The sequence below is a fragment of the Ktedonobacter robiniae genome, from assembly GCF_016587375.1.
Classification (GTDB): Bacteria; Chloroflexota; Ktedonobacteria; order Ktedonobacterales; family Ktedonobacteraceae; genus Ktedonobacter; species Ktedonobacter robiniae.
In genome coordinates this window covers 2,314,393-2,335,634 of record NZ_BNJG01000001.1, presented here as the reverse complement: position 1 = coordinate 2,335,634, position 21,242 = coordinate 2,314,393, and the positions used below count along the sequence as shown (strand labels likewise).

17 protein-coding genes are annotated in these 21,242 nt (G+C 54.1%); 8 read left to right on the top strand and 9 right to left on the bottom strand.

The window, feature by feature from the left end:
• Positions 1–385 precede the first annotated feature (385 nt).
• The 8 genes from JMJ04_RS09710 to JMJ04_RS09675 all read left to right on the top strand — a co-directional run bounded on the left by JMJ04_RS09710 (position 386) and on the right by JMJ04_RS09675 (position 7,456).
• Positions 386–610 carry a hypothetical protein gene (locus JMJ04_RS09710; RefSeq protein WP_201370324.1) on the top strand — a complete coding sequence of 75 codons (225 nt, stop codon included), beginning with the start codon at positions 386–388 and terminating at the stop codon, positions 608–610.
• Between the two features lie 146 nt (positions 611–756).
• Positions 757–1,188 (top strand): type II toxin-antitoxin system PemK/MazF family toxin, encoded by a 432-nt coding sequence (locus tag JMJ04_RS09705; RefSeq protein WP_007913369.1) that lies wholly within the window; start codon positions 757–759, stop codon positions 1,186–1,188.
• A 257-nt stretch (positions 1,189–1,445) separates the two neighbouring features.
• A complete protein-coding gene (gene selA, locus JMJ04_RS09700; protein ID WP_201370323.1) occupies positions 1,446–2,834 on the top strand; it encodes an L-seryl-tRNA(Sec) selenium transferase in 1,389 nt (462 codons plus the stop codon).
• A 282-nt stretch (positions 2,835–3,116) separates the two neighbouring features.
• Complete coding sequence (locus tag JMJ04_RS09695; protein WP_201370322.1) at positions 3,117–3,464, top strand: hypothetical protein; 348 nt, start codon at positions 3,117–3,119, stop codon at positions 3,462–3,464.
• A gap of 82 nt (positions 3,465–3,546) precedes the next feature.
• Positions 3,547–5,586: an NAD(P)/FAD-dependent oxidoreductase gene (locus JMJ04_RS09690; protein WP_201370321.1), complete on the top strand. Its 2,040-nt coding sequence runs from the start codon at positions 3,547–3,549 to the stop codon at positions 5,584–5,586.
• A 3-nt stretch (positions 5,587–5,589) separates the two neighbouring features.
• Positions 5,590–5,898 carry a 4Fe-4S dicluster domain-containing protein gene (locus tag JMJ04_RS09685; protein ID WP_201370320.1) on the top strand — a complete coding sequence of 103 codons (309 nt, stop codon included), beginning with the start codon at positions 5,590–5,592 and terminating at the stop codon, positions 5,896–5,898.
• Between the two features lie 9 nt (positions 5,899–5,907).
• The gene (locus JMJ04_RS09680) at positions 5,908–6,867 is read left to right on the top strand and encodes a hypothetical protein (protein ID WP_201370319.1); all 960 of its coding nucleotides are present in this window, start codon (positions 5,908–5,910) and stop codon (positions 6,865–6,867) included.
• 178 nt (positions 6,868–7,045) lie between these two features.
• A complete protein-coding gene (locus tag JMJ04_RS09675; RefSeq protein WP_201370318.1) occupies positions 7,046–7,456 on the top strand; it encodes a hypothetical protein in 411 nt (136 codons plus the stop codon).
• Positions 7,457–7,554: 98 nt separating this feature from the next.
• Here the strand turns inward: JMJ04_RS09675 and JMJ04_RS09670 are convergent, their stop codons facing one another.
• From JMJ04_RS09670 to JMJ04_RS09630, 9 genes are all read right to left on the bottom strand, one after another.
• Positions 7,555–9,168, bottom strand: coding sequence for a tetratricopeptide repeat protein (locus JMJ04_RS09670; RefSeq protein WP_201370317.1), 1,614 nt, complete (start codon positions 9,166–9,168; stop codon positions 7,555–7,557).
• A gap of 65 nt (positions 9,169–9,233) precedes the next feature.
• Positions 9,234–10,496: a vWA domain-containing protein gene (locus JMJ04_RS09665; protein WP_201370316.1), complete on the bottom strand. Its 1,263-nt coding sequence runs from the start codon at positions 10,494–10,496 to the stop codon at positions 9,234–9,236.
• 33 nt (positions 10,497–10,529) lie between these two features.
• Positions 10,530–12,728 carry a protein kinase domain-containing protein gene (locus JMJ04_RS09660; protein WP_201370315.1) on the bottom strand — a complete coding sequence of 733 codons (2,199 nt, stop codon included), beginning with the start codon at positions 12,726–12,728 and terminating at the stop codon, positions 10,530–10,532.
• Between the two features lie 309 nt (positions 12,729–13,037).
• Complete coding sequence (locus JMJ04_RS09655; RefSeq protein WP_201370314.1) at positions 13,038–13,685, bottom strand: TetR/AcrR family transcriptional regulator; 648 nt, start codon at positions 13,683–13,685, stop codon at positions 13,038–13,040.
• A 271-nt stretch (positions 13,686–13,956) separates the two neighbouring features.
• Positions 13,957–14,487, bottom strand: coding sequence for a hypothetical protein (locus JMJ04_RS09650; protein WP_201370313.1), 531 nt, complete (start codon positions 14,485–14,487; stop codon positions 13,957–13,959).
• Positions 14,488–14,589: 102 nt separating this feature from the next.
• Complete coding sequence (locus tag JMJ04_RS09645) at positions 14,590–15,243, bottom strand: biotin/lipoyl-containing protein (protein WP_201370312.1); 654 nt, start codon at positions 15,241–15,243, stop codon at positions 14,590–14,592.
• Between the two features lie 77 nt (positions 15,244–15,320).
• Complete coding sequence (locus JMJ04_RS09640; RefSeq protein WP_201370311.1) at positions 15,321–16,958, bottom strand: MDR family MFS transporter; 1,638 nt, start codon at positions 16,956–16,958, stop codon at positions 15,321–15,323.
• Positions 16,959–17,570: 612 nt separating this feature from the next.
• A complete protein-coding gene (locus JMJ04_RS09635; RefSeq protein ID WP_201370310.1) occupies positions 17,571–18,275 on the bottom strand; it encodes a hypothetical protein in 705 nt (234 codons plus the stop codon).
• Between the two features lie 384 nt (positions 18,276–18,659).
• On the bottom strand, positions 18,660–21,176 hold the full coding sequence (locus JMJ04_RS09630) for an ATP-dependent helicase (protein ID WP_201370309.1): 2,517 nt from the start codon (positions 21,174–21,176) through the stop codon (positions 18,660–18,662).
• Positions 21,177–21,242: the final 66 nt, after the last annotated feature.

The following is a 21,242-nucleotide window of genomic DNA, read 5'->3' as shown; positions in this document are numbered from 1 at the left end:
TCGGCGCTACTGCAATAAGGTCACCTCTTCCTCTTATAGCGAACGTTCTTCGATCTATGTAGGAAGAACGGGTGAGAGGAGGGACATACACGACCCGGCCTATCTCTGGCTCCAAAAGGAGCCAATGTGTGTCAGGAGAGGGAGAGAATGAGCACGAAAACGTAAGGAATTTGTAAAGTATTTCTAAGCAAATTTTAAAAAATAAGAGGCAAAAGCATTGCTTCTTGCTCAATTTGCTGGTATAATTCCCAACGTTGGAGAAAATTCTTTTATTCCTTCCGCAGTTATCCTTAGTCATCCACTAACCAGTAGTAACACAGCCGGTTAGTTTGTCGTTGGCTGGTTTCGACTGGCATTATGACTTGGAATTATGAGGTAAAGTGCTATGGCAACGAATTGTGACTTCAGTCGTTCTTCCTTTCTCATGGAACAGTATCAAAAGGAAATGGAACTCATAGCTCTTGCCCTGCAAGAAGAGAGTCAGGACGAACGCGAGGAGCGCTTAGGTCTTGTAGCACGTTCCTGGTCCCTCACCGCCGCCTGCTTTCAGAGCCAGTTGGAGCCTAATGAAGCAGTAACGTTTGCACCCGTCGCTTTAGCCCGCCCATAGTACTTCTGATCCGAAAACCCTGAGCGCGAAGCGCTAGACACGCCAGTGAAGGCTTGTCCCCAAATGGGGATGGGGTTCGGAATAAGATTTATCATTGTTTGTCGAGAATGTTCGTTTAGCTAGAAAAAGTACAAGTAGAATAAGCTATGCCCCATCCACCTGACCTTGCACCGGAAGAGTTGACCTATCAAACGCCTGTGCAGTTTGGCATGGTCTATTGGGTGAACTTTGGTTATCCCTCGCTGCCTCCTGGTATTGAGGAGAAGCGTATTCTCGATTGGCATCCCGCACTTGTGGTATCCGCTGAACCTTTTTGTCGTCACGCCGGGGCGATCAACGTTGTTGCCTTGACTTCATATCGTGGCAAGTTGCGCCCCTACCACCATCTTCTTCTCAAGCGTGACTATCCCCTCCTTGATACCGATAGCCTGGTGAAGACTGAGCTGATGTATCCTGTCTTGCGCAGTCTCATGGCGGACCAGTATGCCATCTGCCGTCTGCATGACGCCGATATGCGTGCCATTATGGCCAAGGTCGCCAATAGCCTGGCAATTACCTACTACTATTCGCTCCATTAGCTCGTGTCTTCTCTTCGTTTACTCATTACTCCTAAGCATATTTTATAGCGTGACACCTCGCGCCTGCGGCGCTCGTCTGGTAGGTGGTGTGGTGCACCTGGGCAACCGCAAGCTGCCCAGGCGCACCACACCACCTACCAGACCTCTTTACATACCTTCTCTTGCTGACGTATACCTTATATAGAGCATAGAACAAAGCGCCAAGCCGAGCCATATGAACGCTCTAAAGCTTGAACTGTATGGGAGCAGAGCCGATCATGTCACTATATCAGAGCCAGCTGCGTCTCTTGCCCTCTGTGGATGAATTGTTGCACACACAGAGCGGGCAGGACCTGGTCGCACGCTATTCACATCCCCTGGCCGTCCAGGCTATTCGTGAGAGTATCACCCTGGCACGCCAGTCGATTCTCCGTGGGGAGGACTGTCCCCCACACACAACTTTGCTTGCGCAGGCCACGCACTACCTCCAGGAGCGAGAGCTACCGCACCTGCGTCCCCTGATTAATGCGACCGGAGTGATTATCAATACAAACCTTGGGCGCGCGCCGATGAGTGCCGCCTCTCTGGAGGCGGTACGCCAGGTCGCAAGTGGCTACTCCAATTTAGAATACGATCTCGCTGCGGGAGAGCGCGGCTCGCGGCATAGCCACGTTAGCCAGCTCTTGAGAGAGATTACAGGGGCCGAGGCGGCGCTGGTCACCAATAACAATGCCGCGGCTGTCCTGCTGGGGCTGAGCGCTCTTGCCCAGGGCTGCGAGGTTATTATTTCTCGTGGGCAATTAGTGGAGATCGGTGGCGGCTTTCGCGTACCAGATGTAATGCGCCAGAGTGGCTGTCAATTAGTTGAGGTCGGCACGACTAATCGTACACGTATCACCGACTATAAGCACGCTATCAGCGGCGAGACAGCCTTGCTTCTCTCAGTACATCCAAGTAATTTCTTGATCAGCGGCTTTACCGAAGCGACCCCCGAGCATGAGTTGGTCTCCCTCGCCCATGAGCATAAACTCCTGGTCATGCACGACCTGGGAAGCGGCTGCCTCTTGCCGAGCGAGCGCTATGGCCTGGCGCATGAGCCAACTCCCCAGGAGAGCATCAAAGCAGGAGTCGACCTGGTCTGCTTCTCGGGCGATAAGCTGCTGGGTGGACCGCAGGCAGGCATCCTGGTGGGGAAGGCGAGCGTCATGCAACGCCTGGCGAAGCACCCCCTGATGCGCGCCGTACGTATCGATAAGATGACCCTCGCCGCACTGGAGGCCACACTCCAGCACTACCAGCGCGGCGAGGCTGAGCGCCACATCCCCATCTGGCGCATGATCGCGGCTCGCCCGGAGCAGTTAGGGATTCGCGTTGATCGCTGGATCGAGCAGCTCAAGGCCCAGGGCATAAACGCCCGGCGCCAGGCTGGGCAATCAACAGTCGGTGGTGGCTCGCTCCCCACCGAGACCCTGCCAACCGTCCTCCTGACCCTGGAACAGCTCCACTGCGCCAGGTCCCTGGAAGAGATAGCCAACGACCTGCGCGCCCAGCGCCTGCCTGTCATCGCCCGCATCTCGCGCGATACACTGCTCTTTGACCCGCGCACCGTCCTCGAAGAACAGGATCAGGCCCTCGTCCAGGCCATCCTAGTACAGGCTAATAAATAATTTAATCACTTACCTCCTCCTCGCTCACATCAAATTCTCTAAAAGCGTCAAACATGGTTAAGATGTGTTTTACAGGATAAGACATTTAGCCCAATTTAAGGCATGTCTACTGAATTGCATCTCTTCTTTGGGGTACAATACAACCAGGGTATGCATAGATATATTTTAAAGTAAAGATTTACTTCCTGGCGCATTGCACATTTTAAAGAAACGCCTTGAGGTATGTATAAAGCCACCTGGGAAATATAGTGCTACCACTTTATGGGGAAGGAGCCAGCTGGCATGAATTGGTTAAATCGCGGGAAGGCGGCACTATGCGTCTTATTGCTCGTAGGAATAGCGGCTGTGCTGGTACTAGGGATAACACAGGTCGCAAGCGCACAGATAACGGCTGGGGCGACACAACATGCGCAGGGAAAAATTGTTAGTCTGACCGGATCCGAGAAGGATTTCCTCCTGCGTGTAAGTGATGGCCATGTGCTTCATTTTCGCTGTGGCACCGGGTGTAACGCTTCACTGGCCCACATACGCAGGCATATTACCGAGAAAGCCACGACCGACGTCTACTACCAGACTCTGCCAGAGCACCAGGGAGAAGCGCAGCAGCTCCTGGCGCTTTATGTAGATTGAAGTCACCATCATGCAGATGGAAGGACAGCACACTAATTTGAGCCACAGCGCAAGGATAGAGGTAGGAAGAGAGCAGCCATAGATGGATCGAGCAGATATCGTGATAGTCGGCAATGGCATTGCTGGCCTGACCGCCGCGGTAGAGGCAAGAAAGCACGCGCCAGAGAAGCGAATTGTAATGATCACCGAGCAAGTTCATCCAACGATCAACACGCCCGCGCTTAAGCAATACGCGACCGGGCGCCTGACGCGCGAGCAATTGTTGGCCTATCCTGTGGGGACCGAGCGCCAGGAGCATATTCGCATCGTCACTACACGAGTAGAGGAGATCCATGCTAATAGCAAGTACCTTGCCCTGGCAGATAAACGTGCCTTTGGCTACGACAAGCTCTTGATTGCGACTGGAAGTGCCCCCCTCGGTCTGCCCGAGACCATGCCCGGGCGCCACTTCGATGGCGTTCTGACACTCCACCGCTTACAGGATTATCTCGATCTGCGCAGACGCCTGCCAGAGGTGCGCGAGGCGGTCGTTGTTGGGGGAGGAGTGCACGCCGTAGAAACCGTTATGGGGCTCCTCCACTGGGGAATTCATGTCCACTGGCTCATTCGCGGCTCCACGTTTATGGGGCGCACTCTGGACCAGGAGGCCTCAGACCTTATTTTGGAAGGCATGCGGCGCTCTGGTGCCTCGGTGCATACCGAGACCGAGGTCATTGGTGTTGTGGGTCGTGTGGGAGCAGTTGTAGGAGTGATTACCAATCAGCAGCAGATGCTCTCCTGCCAGATGGTCCTTATCTGTACGGGCACAAAGCCTGCGGAGACACTGGCCAGGCGCAGCACCATCCCGATTGAATTTCAGAATGGGATTGTTGTAGACGATATTATGCAAACCAATGTGGCGAATATCTTCGCGGCAGGCGATGTCGCCGCACTCCCCAATCCTCAAACGGGCCAGCATGCTCCTCGAGCGCAATGGTACGCGGCAGTGCTCCAGGGTCGCCTGGCAGGGGCGATGTTAGCGGGACGCGAAGACCTGGCAAAACAGCCGCTCGGCATCGCCTGGCATGCCACGCATGTCGGCGATCTCTCCATGCTAACCGTTGGTGACCCATTGGCCAAAGGCAGCGGCATAGAGATCCTCAAAGATAAGAGCCAGGGCGGCTATCGCAGGCTTGCCATCGCAGGCGAAAGGCTCGTTGGCTACCTCTCGCTGGGTCAGAGTCAGCCAGATAGCCTGGCCGTCAAACGCATCATTGAGGAGGGCCATCCCGCTCAAGACATCACACGCGCGCTTTTGAAGGGCAACTTTGACGCCAGACGCTACCTCTCACAGGTAGAAACCAAGACAGCCCGCAGTATGCTTACCAGCAAACAGCCGCTCGTCAAGGCGAGAAAACAAGAAGCCATCAGCATGCCGCAACCGGGGCAGAGTGGTCCACTGATTCCGCCAGCGCGCACAACGGGTCCCTTACAACGGATCCAGCCCGTCGCCAAAGATAAAGCGCGAGAAACCAGTCCTCTCGCGCCACTAGCAAGAGGAGAGCAGAACCCACGCATATCTGGCCAGGCGATACAAAAAAATACGGGCGAGGTAGCGCCCGTAGTGATCTCCCAGCATGGAACGCGGTCAACACGCCCCGGGCAAACGCCAGATGCTCACAAGTATACCCAGACACCCGATCCCTCATCATGGCTGGTGGGTCATGGTCAGAGCGAGATTGATCCCTTCCGCGGCAATCTGCCAGCCCTGCCTCCCTCATTGGTTGGCCTGCCTGAGGAGATCAATGCCTTCAGCGGCAACCTGCCTCAATCACGCCCATCTATAGTCTGGGAAGAAGAGCTAGATGCCTTCAGTGGCAAACTTCCCAGCCTGGAAACTTCGCCGTCTGCACAGAAGGATAGCAGAAAGGCAAAAGAAGAAAACCTTCAGCAGGGGGATCCCCCCCGGAATCCAGCCCCCCTGTTAGGAATTACGCAGAGTAGATTACCCAGTCTTCGTTACCATGTAGAGGGAAATAAACAGCCAAAAACGCCGGAGACGAAGCATTCAAGTGGACAAACAGGCGCTACACGTACACTCTGGTCATATGCGAAATCAGATAACCACAAGAAGGGACGGTAACGGTTGAGTAAGATCTTTAAGCAAGAGCCAGTCCTACTCCATAAGACAGGGCCGCAAGTCATGCAAGAGATTAATGCCTGCATCGGCTGCAATGAGTGTCTCCTCGCCTGCCCCGCGCTGGCTGAACCCATCACCATAGATCGCTTAAATCACGAGACCATAGCGGGAGCCATCTCGCCTGCCGTTGCCCGCTTTGCCAGGACATGCTACCAGTGTGGAGCCTGCGTCTCACCCTGTCCGGTGGGATTGCATCGTGACGCAATGATGATGTGGCTCAAAGTGCGGCTAATACGCGACGATTGGAGAGGTTAACCTATGCGTATGCCGATGCAATCAAACAAGCCAGGGGCGCATGGCTATCCCTTGCTTTTCTTCTATATGAACAGTTCATGGGTAGGCAGTTTCTTTTTCGCGCTTTTTGTGCTGGGTGGTGGCCTCGGACTTTACCTCTGGTGGGGACGCTTCAGCACGGATAACTCGCCGGACAGTCTCCTGGGCTATGCCTTAGCCTTTGGCGGCATAGCTTGCTTTCTGCTTGCCGCCATTAGCTATAGCCTGACGCGCCGGACACGCCGCAAAGCTATAGGAAAGCTTAACGCGGCCCTCAACTGGCATATCGGCTTTGGCCTGATGGGGTTGGGGCTCCTTATCCTGCATAGCTTCGGCAATTTTAATCCTCGCTCGGGTACATATGCCTTATACGGCATGCTCGCCCTGGTCATGTGTGGCATAGTCGGCAAAGTCCTGGATCGCATCATTCCCCGGCTCATTGCGCGCGAGGTACGCAATGCCCTAACAGATTCAGGCGAGGATAGAATTGAACGTATCACGCAGAAATTACAAAATCTGACGGAAGAGCGCGATCCCAGGCAACAGGCGCACAATAACCCGAACAGCCTTAGCCTGGCTGGAATCCTCTTTGGCGATGCTCGACCTGGCGAGAGTCTGCATGGTATACCAGCGAAGGCCTTCCGCGAGCGCTCCCTTGCAGGCATATCACTTCCTCCTTCATGGGACCTGGCATATATCACCCTTGAAGAGACTCCATATGAGTTACAACCACGCTCAGGCGCAACAGGACAACAAGCTTCCAACCTTAAGAGACAGATGCGCGAGTTGCAAGTTGTGCAACAGGCCCTGCAAAAAGAGCAATTCTACCGCTATGTGTTGCGCTACTGGCGCGCGCTTCATATCTTTCTGGCCCTGATCACGCTAGGCCTGACAATCTGGCACATCGTCTACGCCTTGCAGCTCCTCATTCCAACCTGGATGGGCCACTAATAAGACAATGGTATGAACGTATGGCGCGAGTATTCGCCCGCGCCATACGTTCATACCATTGTCTTACTCCATTTTCCATAAACTAAGTGGTGCATTGGAACGTATTATTATATAGAAGGGAATTACTGGAGCTGCCCAGATGGAAAAACAGCAGGTGCGCCAAGAAGGAGAGCAAGGCATGATGCAACAAGGCAGTTACCGGGAGCAGGCAAAAAAGCACGCCGTACGCCTATTACGCCATCCCAAGCGATTTGAGATCCTTTTCCACTTCGTAAAAACAGGGAGACTGATCAAGCGCCTGATGGCGGATAGGCGCGTGCCAGTGTTCCGCAAATTCGCGTTTGGTGGGACCGTGGCACTCCTGCTTGCGCTCCTCCTCATCCCCGACGCGGAGGTCATCCTGGCGGGAACCATCCTGCCAGTCATTGGCAATATCCTGGGCGTTCCCCTGGATGCCGGGCTGGACTGGGGTGTCTTCGCCCTCTTCGCGACAAATATGCTACGCTTCTTTCCCCAGGAACGCGTCTCTGAGCACTATGAAGACATCTTCCACGGAGGCCGACACCAATATATTGAGAGTGACATCTAGCAGCAGTAGATAGACAAAAGGCGACGGCTGTGTTTCACGTGAAACACAGCCGTCGCCTTTTGTCTGCCCACTTCAGCGTCAGGCTTATCGACTCGGGGTTAAAAGTCTCTGAAGCGACGACCGATGCCCCAGACAGAGGCAACACCGACCAGCGGAAAGAGAATCGAGCACAAAAGTACATAGAGCGAGAGCTCGCTCTGCGTGCTAGCAACGGTCCCGTCGTAGTGGGAGCGATTAGCCTGGCTCAGGCGATCAACTGCATTACTGAAGGTATTAAAAGTATCGTTGGACTGGCCAGTGCTCAGCATTTCAGCGTCTGCGATACGCTGATCGTCGTTCTGGTCTTTGGCTGTAGTACGAATCCGCGTATCGATATCGGTGTAGCTCTTCCAGTATTGGCTCATATCGGCCAGAGGCTGGTCCTCCTCGGGCCAGGTACGATTCTGCTGAGCGTGACTGATCAACGTATTCACCTGGCGGATGTTCAGCTCCCAATCGTTCTGCCAGTGTCGCGCCTGCTCCTGGTCGTTGAATTTAAGCGAGATCAGCCAGCGCGACTCATCGCCGTTGGCTATCGTGCCGTAACGCTTCAACTGTGCGGCATAGTAGACGCTGTCATAATCATCCTTCACGGCCTGACCAAAGGAGCCGTGCTGGCCCATCATGGTACCAAAGAGCGAGAGCAGGTTCGCACTCAAGACCAGGCCCACCAGGAAAGCCGGTACCAGACCAAGATTAAACACACGATGCGTTGTCACGGCCATATAGATCGAGCCACAAAGCAAGAGCAACGTGAGCAGGCCACACAATAGCACCAGAAGGGCAAAGGTTCCACTCAAAAAATTCTGCGTATCCACATAGGCATTATCCAGAGAGGTCTTATTGATGTTATTCAAGCAGGTAATATTATCTTCGATACTGCCAGCGGCCCACTGCTCCGCCGGAACACTGTCGCCCTGACTCGTCAGTGTACAAACAGGTGGGTTCGCCTCGGGAAAGATGATATGCCCATCGCTATCTTGCGGTAACTGCCAACCAATCTTCGTATGCAACACCTGGCTGGCATCCAGGTAAGCCTTCCAGGCATTTTGCAGGTGTGGATCACTGGCATCACCTTTATCTTTCGCCTGGATGTACTCGGTACGCATGCGCTCGATCGCAGCCATATACTCCTGGGAGCCTGCCATAATCCGCTCAATCGCGGTGCGCTCGCCCGGATAGGTCACATTATGCGCCGCCAGGTAGAGCTGCTGGTTGAAAAGCAGCATCTCGGAACTGATGGTCTGATCATCACAGTCATGTACTGTCAAGGAGTAGGTCGTACGTGGCTGTTCTGGCAGGACACAGCTCGCATACTGCGTCAGCTCAGCGGTCACCAGGTAGTCGGCGGCCTTGGCATCGATATCTTCAATATACTGTGACATGGATTGTGCGGCATCTACGCTCGGCACACTTCCTTGAGCAATGGTCATCAGATCATCAGAGGAGCGCGAAATTGCCTGCGCGGATACAAGGGCCAGGATGACAGCCAGTAATAACAGGCAACTGGCAAGGGTCGAAAACTTTCCTTTGTATGTGCCACCTAGCCATTGCCAGAAACGCGCCCAGTCTACACCCAGAAAGCGGCTACTGGCTGGCGCAGGTGCCGCCTTTGAATAGGGGTCATTATCTGCCCCATCTGCTTCGCCATGATCTATTTTTCCTTCAAGCATGGGCCTCATGTTCGACCCATACACGTTCTCCTATAGAGTGTTTCCCAATTGCGTAAAGCAAGGGTCTACTTGAGCTTAGAGGTGCGTCCTGTGTTGATGGCCAGCGTCTTACGCGCCACGGCATCGACATGAGGGTTGAGGCGAATTGTTCCCTTATCGTCGCGCAAGACCAGGTTGGAGAGCAGATGTGTGATCTTTTCGTTGCCGCTCTGCTCGCTCATAAGCAAGGCCTCGCCCAGCAGTTTGGTCGCACGCACGACATCGCCAGCGACCAGCGCGGCCTGTCCCTGCTTGATCGCATCGGAGAGCTCTTCCTCGTGCGTATAGTGGGCGATATGCTCCTCGACCTGGGCCGCCAGGTTGAGATCCTCGGTCCACTCGACAAAGACCCAGCCATCCTGAGTACTCTTCTGCACCTGCTCGGTCCCACCACCAACCAGGTAGCGAACGCTAGGGCGCACCATCAGAAAAGGCTGGCCGGGATCATGCACAGGAATCTCCAGGTTGAGTAGATAATCGCGCTGCTCACCCATCGAGAGGGAGCCAAGCGAGGCATGCATCTGGCGTGGATTCGCGCCATCGCCCTCAAGCTGGCATTCAGCCAGGGAAGGATAGACCTGCTGTATACGCGTGATCTTCACGCCAACAGGCGACCATAGATCAAGCGTGGCATGTGTAATCGCGGTCCTGCGCATCTCGTTAAAGGCCAGGGTAAAAGCTGGAATAATCTGCTGGGGTTGGGGAATAATGTCCGCGCTACCATGGGTGCTGTCGGCCATATGGCGCAGTTCGCTGGCATCCCAATCCGTACCCACGCCCCAGGCGCTAATACTGATATTCGCCACGCGACAGCGCTCCACCGCCTCATTGAGACGGAAGCGCGTCTCGCCCTCGTTACGCCCATCAGTCAAGAACAAGATCTTACGAGCCCGTGACTGATCGCGTCCCAGATGCTCAGCAATCATATTGAGCGCGGTACTCATGCGCGTTCCATTCGTCGCCGTAATACGCTGGATGGCAGCGATGGCGCTGCGTTTATTGGCACTCGTCCCCATGGCAGGGCCAAAGAGCAGGCGCGAGACATCATTAAAAGAGACCAGCATAAATTGCATCGTCTCGTCGAGGGCCTGCACAACCTGGATCGCACCTTCGCGCGCGGCCTGCATCTTCGCTCCATGCATCGAGGCCGATTGATCGATAGCCAGGGCCAGCGAGAGGGGAGCAGGTGTGAACTGGGCATTATCGTCGACATGCAGGGAGATAACGGCCTGGATTGTATTCTGGCCCACTTGCAGGTAGGGGTTTTGATATGCACGTAAGCTAAACATAGCGGATGTCCTTCTCTTCTTTCGTTGCGTCTCTTACCACCAACGCCAGGGCGCAACCTGGAGACGATACTTCACAACCTGCTCACGGTCGGCGGGATGTGAGGCGCGGCGCAGGTACTCTTTGTAACCGTGCTCAGCGGCGCTTCCCAGAACACGCGGTGAACAAGCGCTAACGCCGGGAAGGCTGGCGCCTTTCGCGAGTGCGCCACGCTTCGCCAGTTCCCAGGCCGTACGATAGACGTGTCCCCGAGCCAGAAAGTAGCGCGAGTCCTCGGTGCGCCCCTCCAGGGCAGTCACAACGGTCGTGGCCTTCTGCACGTTCTTCTCATCTACAGGCTGCATATGCTGGATGTAGATGTTGATGAGCAAGAGCTGGGACTCGATATAGCGAGCCGCCGCCTCGTTCACACCACCCAGAAGTGTCGCGGCATCACTCCAGCGCTGTAATTTCATCAGGGAATCGGTCGCGCCGAGAACCGCCTCGGTACTGGCGGGATCAGCCTTCAACACAGCACTATAGAGATCTACTGCCGCCTGGTGCTGCTGCATGCGATTGTTTACGCGCGCCAGGGCCAGTTGAGGTGGTAGCTCGCCGGGCAACTCAGCTATCAATTCGCGATACTGAGCAGCGGCCTCGGTATACCGTTCCTGAGCCTCCAGTAAGCGTCCGGTATACCAGGAGAGCTTCCAGTGGCTGGGGGAGAGGTGCTGAGCCAGCGTGACCTCTGAGAGAGCCAGGCTATATTCTCCCTGGTCGATATACACCTCGGCCAGGCGCAAATGAGCATCGAGGCTGCGCTGGTTGTTGCGCGTGGCCTGATTGTAGAAACCTCGTGCACCAACATAGTTGCCAGCCCGTAACGCCTGGTCACCATAACGCAGTGTATCAATCACGGGATCACGCTCATCGAGGGCAGCTTCGCCACGAAACCCAAGCTTACCTGTAGTCGTCAGAATGCCGGGGGCGAAGAGTCTGGAGGCAATAGGCTCGCTGGCCTTGCCACCTACAATCTGGCGTAAAACGCCACGCAACTGGTCGGCCAGTTCATCGGCACTCTGGAAACGCTGCTCTGGCTTGCTGTGCGTTCCCTTGACAAGCAAGCGATAGAGCGCGGGATAGTCGCGAAAGATGCGATAGTTTTCAACAATGGGCATGCCAAACATGGGATTGGCCAGGTCCATCAAGGAGACCAGGTAGGCCAGCGTACGACAGATAGAGTAGAGATCGGTCTGGGACGAAGGGTGCTTGACCGCCTCGGGGGCATAGAAGCCATGCGTTCCATACACATCCTTCGGCCGTGGCTCATACTTAATAACCGTGCCCATATCGATCAATTTCACGACCTGGTTGCCATCTTTTAATAGCTCGACCATCATGTTCTGGGGCTTAAAATCGCAATAGACCAGGTCCAGCTTCGCCAGGTAGGTAAAGGCGGGGAGGATGTCCAGGATATAGCCAATGGCCTCGGCCACAGGTAGAGGCTTGCCACGCGCCAGCAGCAAGTCTTCCAGCGTCTGGCCATGGACATATTCCATGACGATATAACCCTTGCGATTCATCGTGATGAAATCGTAGATCGATACGATATTCGCATGCTTGATCGCGGCCAGGAACTCGCGCTCCTTGACGCTCTGCTCCACCATATCCGGATCGTCTTCGCTCAGCAGAGCTTTGATCACGACCTGGCGCTTCAGCACAGTATCCTCCGCCAGGAAGACGGCTCCCATTCCGCCCGCGCCAATCTCCTTGACAATTTTATACTTTGAGTTAAGGACCTGGCCCACACTCAGGCGCGAGAGCGGGTCGGTCTGAGGAGCGCTCACCATGCTGGCAAAGGTCGCGGGTGCAGACACTGGATCAGGAAAGTGATAGCCGCAACCATTGCAGAAACGAGCATTGCTCTTATGCGCCTTATGGCAACGAGGGCACAGGTTGCTCGTCTGGGCGGTGGTACTGGAGACAGGTCGAGAGGTGCTGGCTAACAAGATGCCACTCACAACCAATCCGCAGTTTTCACAAACATCATCACCAGGCTGGAGTGCGGACTTACAATTTGGACAAACCGTAGGGGTTACAGTTGCCACAGGCGCTGAATGCAGCGACGCAGCTGTGGGCTGAGAAGTTGTGGCCAGGCGTGGCGCAACCGTAATCTGCGTGAGAATCGCACCACAATTCTCGCAGACATCATCGCTCATAGACACCGTTTGCCGACAACTGGGGCAGGTTCGCATATGATTTCCTTCTAAAAATCAGCGTTACCTTCTTCATCTTGGAAGAGCAAAAATAGCAACATCAATATCAGGTGTGACTACAAAGAGCATTACCTCAAGAGTCGCGTCCTACCCGGATAAACGCGAAGCCAGAAAAAATATCAAAAGGAAATCAAGGTGTGTGGGTCAGGGTGCGTGAGTCAGGGTGCGATGGGAGGTGGGAGGCTGGCAAAGCCAGCCTCCCACCTCCCATCACACCCTGACCCAGCGAGCCACGCAGTGGCGAGAAGTCCTGTATATGTAGACGCGTGCGCTTGCCCCGAATGGGGGTTAGCAGCGTCTTTCGGGGTGAGAGGAAGAAGCTGGATTGGCAATACCACGAAAGTAGATTAAGCTGACATACTCCACAAGCTCCTCTGGCTTTATCGCCTCGCTGAGCAGCAAACGTTTAAAAGAATACGAGGCGAGCATACTGGTAAAAGTGTGGAGCATGATGGGATTAGGAAGCGAGGGATCAAACTCGCCACTGGCTTTCCCCTCTTCGATAAGTCCCATAAGTATGGACGTGAGCTGATCGAACATTGAGCGATGATGTTCTTTGAGAATAGAGCGTAGCTCAACGGCGCCAAAGAGTGCATAGAGCAGGCGCCCCCTCTGGCCGCGCAGGCTCAGAAAGACTGACTTGAGAATCTTTTCCAGGCGTATCTGAGCCGAACCAGGAGTAGCAACAATACTCTGCAACATCTGAATGATGCCCTGGAGCTGCTCCTCCAGAATGGCCAAAACCAGGTCCTCTTTACGAGCGAAGTGGAGGTAGAGCGTGCCTTTAGCGATACCTACACGAGCAGCGATTTCATCCATTGATAATTCATAGTAGTCCTTTTCCAGCAAAACTTCTTCGGTTGCTTGGAGTATAAGTGCTTTACGCTGCTGACGCTGACGTTCTTTAAGCGAGAGCGCAGGTATAGGCTCATGCATGTGGCTCCCTCCAGTGTAGAGCAAAAATGAAGCATGAAAGCAGCACCCCTATTGTTCATGGGGGCTGATCGTACGTAATGTAGCGGTCTATACAAAGACGTACTTCAATATTACATTTCACGCCGTTGTGAAGATAAGGGCTATAGATGAGAATGCTCCCTAAATGGATGGCTAGTGCGATGGGTAGGAGAACTGGCTCACCACGTATGGGAAACCAGTTCTCCGGTGTGCCCTATCTCTCGATAGGGGCACAAGCTTTGGCGCTATAAGGTTAGTAGGTATGGCCCTCAGAAAAAGAGTTTCGTGAATCCAATGCGCTGTTGGCCGTCTCTTCCTGCTCACCTGGAGGCAGCATCTCATGCACATGACTCAGGCGCTGCTCAATCTCACGAGCATGCTGATTGAGTACCTGGAGATGCTCTGAAAGCTGGTAGACCTGTGCCTGAAGCATATGGACTTCCTGGCGCAGAGCAAAGACCGGGAAAGAGACATTGAGATACTCACCTGACTGCGCACCCGCGAAATCAGTAGCAGGATCGGTATACGCGGCCCTGGGCGTTGGATAGGGATGCGAAGCGTTCAGGTCGCCTGTCTGCGCGTCCTGGTAGACCGTAGGCGCATCCGCGACCGAAGCAACTTCTTGCTGCGGCGTTGCCGCTGGCGCTGGAGTCGCAGGCTGCTCCGCGACGGGTGCGGGAACAGGTGTAGTTGCCCCCGTCTCCTGACCAGCGCCGCGTGCCAGGAGAAAAGCTCCCACAACCGCCAGCACGGCGACGACGATCAGGCCTCCAATAATTAACATGCGAACTTCCTTTCCAGGTTATAAGTGCCTATACGGAAACCTGAGCGCGGAGCGCTAGCCACGACAGTGGCGTTGGTTTCCGCATAAGAAGGCAGGGACACCTTAGTGCAGGTGGATCTTGACCTCGGCGCTCAGGCCAGGAACCAGGTTATGCCCACCATTGGTGTCAAGGGTAACGACCACGGGAACACGCTGACCAACCTTGGTGAAGTTGCCGCTGGACATATCCGTCGAGGGCAACAGGGAGAACTGGCCCGCGGTCGCCTGAACGATGTGATCAATATGGCCGGTGAACGAATCGCCATTGTAGGCATCGACGGTGATATCCACATCCTGACCATTTTTGATGTTGTTGAGCTGACCCTCGTCGATATAAGCCACAACATTTAGCTTGCTCAGATCAACCACCTGAGCCAGTGCCGCACCCGGGGTGACGCTCTGACCGACGACTCCGCTCTCCTGCACAATTGTACCATCGATAGGGCTGGTCAGGTTCACGCTTACCTTCTGGCCCGTCTGCGAGACGGTAGAGATCGTGCCAATAGTTTCTCCGGCGGTCACTTTATCGCCCTGCTTAACGCTCATGTCGGTCAGCTGACCCGCCTGGGGGCTGCTGATATTAAGAATCTGCCCGCTGATCTGCGCATCATCGGTAGAGTAGAAGTAGTAGCTATTGTAGACCCAGTAACCTGCGGCGCCCGCGATAGCCAGGAGCGCAACGAAAACAAGGATGGGAACAAGAATGAGACGACGCACGTGCGTATCCTCCTTAGGTATATAAATGCTGATGAATAAATGTGCTGTTTTGTTCTATAGAAGAACAGTGTATGAGATTAAATGGCGAGCGAAGCTTCTTCGCGAGCTTTTTCAGCCTCAGCGCGCTCCTCCTCGCTCATTGAAGCCTCTTCTTGAGCAGGCTTTTTCTTCTTCGCGCCACTGACAAAGAACGTCGCGAAGATAGCAACTATCGCCAGGTAGAAGCTCAAACGAAAACCATCCTGCATAGCAAGCATGTAAGACTGCCTTTGCAGCAAACCACCGATCGTTTTCAGCGCGTAGGCATAAGCTGCGGTTGCCGAGAGGCCCTTGCCCATCAAAGCCCCCTGGAGCATCACAACCAGCGTCCCAAGTGGAGAGGTTGCTGTGACGCGCTCAGCGAGATGAGCATAATGGATTTTATTCTGACTCTGCACCATTGTTGCCAGAATAGCAATTGTGAGCGAACTACCAACGAAACGAAGTGTTGTGCTCACCGAAGATGCCTGCGAGAGACGGCGCGGCTCAATATTGGATAGGGCCGAAACCATGAGCGGCTGCATACACAGCCCTATACCGCAACTACGCAGGATTAGCAGCCATTGGAACTGGCCAATAGGAATATAGAGATCCAACAGTGAATACAGCCAGAGAGCGACACTCATAATGAGCAGGCCTGGAATGACAATCGCACGCACACCAAATTTATCTACCAGACGTCCTCCGAGAAGCATCGTGAACATAGAGGCAAAGGCCTGTGGCAAGAGAACCAGGCCCGCATCAAATGCGCTCAAGCCCCGTAGGTTCTCCAGGTAGACCGGGACCAGGAAGAGTCCGCCATACAGCGAGAAAGTCACCAACAGGCTAGCGATGCTACTGGTGGTAAACGAACGATCAGCGAATACCGTCAAATCAAGCAGAGGTTGACGCCCCTGGCGAGCGGCACTGAGCTCGACATAAATGAAGAGGATCAGTAGTAGAGTGCCCCCAGCCAGCGTCCCAAGCACAGGTCCCGAGAGCCAGCCATCAGTACTGGCATCAGAGAGGCCATACAACAGGAGGCCCAGGCCAATGGCAGAGAGAAGGAAACCAGGAATGTCAAAGGTTTTGTTGCGAATAATCTCTCCCTCGCGCAAGAAGAAGATAGCCATCAGCATACCTACAATACCAATAGGCAAGTTAATATAGAAGATCAACTGCCAGTTGATGTAGGTGACGATATAGCCGCCAATCGTTGGTCCAATGGCAGGAGCAATCAGGATTGGCACGCCAAAGGCACCCATCACAGTACCGCGCTCCTGCGGTGGAAACTCGCGATAGAGCAAGGTAATCGCCAGAGGCGACAAGAAGGCGCCCGTCGCGCCTTGGAAGATACGGAAAATGATCAGAACAGGCAGACTCCAGGCGATACCGCAAAGAGCGGAACCAAGCGTAAAGCCAACCAGAGACAGGATATAAAAACGTTTAATACCAATACGATCAGCGAAAAAGGCCGTAAGCGGAGTGGCCACACCCTGAGCCAGTGTATAGGCAGTCAACACCCATTGCACGCTGTTCAGGTCTGTTCCAAAGGCGCTTTGTAAGCGTGGAATGGCGATATTGACGATGGTACTGTCCAGGATAGACATAAAGGTACCAAAAATCACCACACAAGCCACGATCCACTTATAAGGGAGACCTCCTTCCCGCCTTGCAGCCGGGGCAGGAACTTGCATTCGAGAACCTCCTTTGCGTTACCATTACAGCGCTTCTAGCTCGCAGATATCACCGCAGATTCAACCTTGAAGCGATAGGTGCAATGCTTATAGCGCTCATAGGTCACGCATAGCACAAGGCCCTCCCAAAAGGGAACCTTGCACAGTGATGGCAGGACATACGGTTATAGGGTTGTCATTCAGGTGGCAACGCTTAACCAGGTTAATCAGGGAAGTATCTCACGCCTCAGCCGTTTATAGATTGACCAAACAAGCTAAAACATGACCATCTATCCCTTAGTTTGACTTAAGCTTAGAAGTTTGACTTTCTAGTCATAAATTTACCAGAACGTCATAGCATTTGTCAATAGGGATATATCGGCATTTTAAAAAATAGCCATAATTGCTTATGCGGCTTATCCAGGAGGATATGGAGATAGAGCGTCTGAGACGCTTTAAGGAATCAGGGTGTGTGATGGGAGGCTGGCGGAGCCAGCCTCCCATCACACACCCTGATTCCTTAAAATAACAAAAACGCGGGTTCTTACCTGGTAAGGGAAAGATAGAGTTATACGACCAGGTAGAATCCGCGTTCTCTTGTGTACAAGCACGCCACAAAAAAGCGTGTGCCTGTCATAGGTGAATTTTATCGTTGTTGGTGGAGGGGCGGAACTTGTTCCCATCATTAAGGAAGACGGAGAGCTGCTCCTGGGCAGGTAGATGAATATGAATAATCATATCCAGCTTACTATCTCCGTTGACATCCCTAAATTCCAGGGTGACAGGTGCCTTATCGCCTCCATCGCCAGCGATATAGATAGGTGCCACATAGCTTATCGACTTGGCGGGATCACCGGCAACCATCTCAAAGACCACTGCCTGGCGATTCAGGTTAATGGCAACGAAATGGCTGGGATGCGTCGTCGCGTCGGTTCCATGACCAACGACAGCATCGACTTGATAGGTACGAGGGTTCCCATAGTGCACATCGTCGGAAACTTGATGTGCCCACGCCAATGCCCAGGAACCAGTAATCCAGATGGCGAGCATAGCCAGCATACCAACACCCAGGGGAAGAAGCCAGTGAATGCGATGATGCGTAGCCGATGGACGTGAAGCGGCGTTCCTTTTCGGCTGACGTGGAGCATTCTTGGGAGGCTGGTAGGTGGTGGTACGTGGAGCTTGACGAGGCAAATCATTGGTGGTTGCTGCCTGGCGGCGCTGCGGAACAGTCGTTGTGGGAAAACTTGCTGCCGTGGTTCGATTTACTTGAGAGGGTTGCTGGCTTAAACGTACAACGCTGGTGTGAGGGCGTGAATCCTCAAGTATATCATCCACTGCATTAAATCTTGAACCTGTAGTATATCGACCTTCGATTCGTGTATTCCGTGGACTCGAATCATTCGTCGTCGAATACTCCAAAGAACTTGAGCGTATTTTCCTCCGCGGCATTTGATGGGACTCATCACCTGGCGGCATGACTCTACCTTTCTCGCTAGGGAAAGCAAGGGCGCTTCCGATAGAGAATCAAAGCAGCTCAATGAGAACTGTCTCGCTTGCTATATTACAACCGTCAATGTGTCATTGTCAAATAAATCGTGCCAATATGCTCGATGTTTCTTTTTTTAATGTCATTTTTATGCGGCTTTACTACAAGCGGAGGGTAATAAAGGGAGAGTGAGGGTCTTCGACCCTCACTCTCCCTTTATTACCCTCCGCTTGTTAGATTTTACTGAGGCGCGCAAAGTCCATGCTGAGCTGTTTCTTGCCGACGCTCCCCTGGAACTGGACCTCTACATACTCGGTCGGCCCCTCCATCTCACTCTTTAGCACCAGCCCCTCACCAAATTTATCGTGACGCACACGGTCGCCCGCTTTAAACTGTGGGTCCCGAGGCTTGAGGCTGGCAGGTTCGCTCCGCTTGCCAGCAGGCGGTACAGGTGGCCGCGTATTGGATGTATTTCCTGGGCGGGCCGAGGACGATGCGCCACGGCCAGTGAGACCAGGCTCGCCTGTACGCTGCGGGGAGCCATAGATCTCATTTCCTGTCCCTGACGAGCGGCGTCCACCAGAACTAGAGCTATCGCCTCGCCCAAAGACACGCCCACCCTCATCGCCATAAGGGTCCTGGTTAAACTCATCTTCCCAGGAGGGGGCACGCCGACGATTGACCTGTACGCCACTATTATGACCGCCATCAACGGACGGCTTTGAGCGGCTGCTATCCTCGGCCCCCAGGCCGGGACGACTGAGTAGATGGAGAGGGATATCGCTCAAGAAGCGCGATGGCTCTGTATACTGAGTCTCGCCCCAGAGCGAGCGCCGGCGCGCACGAACCAGGTAGAGACGCTTCATGGCACGTGTAAAGCCAACGTATGCCAGACGACGTTCTTCCTCTAGCTCCTCCGGTGTATTAATGGAGCGCGAATGCGGTAGTGAACCCTCGTCCATACCCACGATAAACACCACGGGATATTCCAGACCCTTGGCGGCATGCAGAGTGATCAGCGTCACCGAGTCGTTCTGCTCTTCGTTGACAAGCGCACCATTCTCGCTTGTCTGTGCCGTGTCGGCCCCGCCTACCAGGGCCACATTCTCCAGAAACAACTCCAGCGCGACCGGCGTCTCAATCTCTGAATAATCCTCGGCCACGCGGCGCAATTCAAGGACGTTGGCCCAGCGATCAAGCTCCTCTTCGGCATTTGCACGCAACTCAGGTCCATAGCCTGTACGTTCAGCGATGCGATCCAACAGTTCGGGAAGCGGGAGTTCTTCAACAGCGCTTTGCAAGCCTACGATCAGCTTACTAAAGTTCTGGAGCGAGTTGCGGGCGGCGGTTCCCAGCGTTGTATGCTTCTCAACACGCTGAACAGCCTCATACAGCGAAATCCCCTGTTGCTTAGCCCATTTCTTCAATTCGCCAATGGTCTTCGGTCCGATCTTGCGATTAGGCACATTCACGATCCGCTCAAAGCTCAGGTCATCATGCGGATTGGCCAGCAGGCGCAGGTAAGCGATCATATCCTTAATTTCTTTGCGCTCGTAGAACTTGCGGCTCCCGATGACCTTGTAGGGAATATTCATACGCAGGAACTGCTCTTCGAGGGCGCGCGACTGGGCATTTGTGCGATACATCACGGCGATATCGCCGCGTCCTCCCACGTCTCCACGCGCCAGCAGGCGTATGATCTCATGCGCGGTAAACTGGCCTTCCATCTCTTCGTTAAAGGCCTCGTAGATGGTGATCTTCTCGCCCTGTCCCTGCGAGGTCCAGAGATTCTTCTGCTTGCGCAGGCGATTCTGCTGTACAATCTCCTGGGCGGCATCCAGGATGTTCTGTGTCGAGCGATAGTTCTGCTCCAGCAAGATCACCTTTGTGTGTGGGAAGTCGCGCTCGAAGCGCACCACGTTCTCGGCACTGGCACCCCGCCAGGTATAAATCATCTGGTCATCATCGCCAACAACACATACATTTCTCAGCCCCTCTTGCCGATCGGCAGTCCCGCTGCCAAGCAAGCGAATAAGCTTATATTGTGGAAGGTTACAATCCTGGAACTCATCGACATGAATATACTGCCAATGGCGCTGATAGCGTTGCAGAATTTCTGGCTCGCGCCGCCAAAGCTGTTCGGTAAGCATCAGCAGGTCGTCAAAATCGACGGAGTTATTGGCGCGTAGCAAGCGCTGGTACACCTTATAAACGCGGGCGGCCACCTCTTCGCTATACTTGCGGGCCTGCTCCGCCATCTGGTCTGGACCAAGCATCTCGTTCTTTGCGCGCGATATCTGGCCGTGGATAGCGTTTGGACGATATAATTTCTCGTCCAGGTTCAGTTCTCTGATGGCCTGCTTCACCAGGGAAAGCTGATCGTCGGTATCCAGGATCACAAAAGATTTGTTCAGGCCCAGGGGCAGGAGCGCATCGGCCTCCATACGCAGCACGCGTGCGCAAATGGCATGGAAGGTGCCAATGCTCATGTCTTTCGACGCGCTCACCCCCACCAGTTTCTCCATACGTTCGCGCATCTCGCGCGCGGCCTTATTGGTAAAGGTCACGGCCAGGATATGCCAGGGAGAGACGTGTTCATGCTGGACCAGGTAGGCAATACGATGTGTAATGACACGCGTTTTGCCGCTACCAGGACCCGCGAGGATCAACACGGGTCCCTGTGTTGTGGTTACAGCTTGACGCTGCGGTTCATTGAGTCCATCGAGTAAGTTTATCTGTTCCAACATCATCACGCTCCAGATCAGGCTTCAAGTCGTCAGCTATCTAGCTAGCCGGACCATTAGTTCTATAGGTTT

Coding starts and splice junctions, on each gene's coding strand:
- JMJ04_RS09660 (WP_201370315.1), bottom strand. CDS start 12,728: ATGCGAACCTGCCCCAGTTGTCGGCAAACGGTGTCTATGAGCGATGAT.
- JMJ04_RS09710 (WP_201370324.1), top strand. CDS start 386: ATGGCAACGAATTGTGACTTCAGTCGTTCTTCCTTTCTCATGGAACAG.
- JMJ04_RS09705 (WP_007913369.1), top strand. CDS start 757: ATGCCCCATCCACCTGACCTTGCACCGGAAGAGTTGACCTATCAAACG.
- JMJ04_RS09630 (WP_201370309.1), bottom strand. CDS start 21,176: ATGATGTTGGAACAGATAAACTTACTCGATGGACTCAATGAACCGCAG.
- JMJ04_RS09675 (WP_201370318.1), top strand. CDS start 7,046: ATGATGCAACAAGGCAGTTACCGGGAGCAGGCAAAAAAGCACGCCGTA.
- JMJ04_RS09650 (WP_201370313.1), bottom strand. CDS start 14,487: ATGTTAATTATTGGAGGCCTGATCGTCGTCGCCGTGCTGGCGGTTGTG.
- JMJ04_RS09695 (WP_201370322.1), top strand. CDS start 3,117: ATGAATTGGTTAAATCGCGGGAAGGCGGCACTATGCGTCTTATTGCTC.
- JMJ04_RS09670 (WP_201370317.1), bottom strand. CDS start 9,168: ATGCTTGAAGGAAAAATAGATCATGGCGAAGCAGATGGGGCAGATAAT.
- JMJ04_RS09640 (WP_201370311.1), bottom strand. CDS start 16,958: ATGCAAGTTCCTGCCCCGGCTGCAAGGCGGGAAGGAGGTCTCCCTTAT.
- JMJ04_RS09680 (WP_201370319.1), top strand. CDS start 5,908: ATGCCGATGCAATCAAACAAGCCAGGGGCGCATGGCTATCCCTTGCTT.
- JMJ04_RS09655 (WP_201370314.1), bottom strand. CDS start 13,685: ATGCATGAGCCTATACCTGCGCTCTCGCTTAAAGAACGTCAGCGTCAG.
- selA (WP_201370323.1), top strand. CDS start 1,446: ATGTCACTATATCAGAGCCAGCTGCGTCTCTTGCCCTCTGTGGATGAA.
- JMJ04_RS09665 (WP_201370316.1), bottom strand. CDS start 10,496: ATGTTTAGCTTACGTGCATATCAAAACCCCTACCTGCAAGTGGGCCAG.
- JMJ04_RS09690 (WP_201370321.1), top strand. CDS start 3,547: ATGGATCGAGCAGATATCGTGATAGTCGGCAATGGCATTGCTGGCCTG.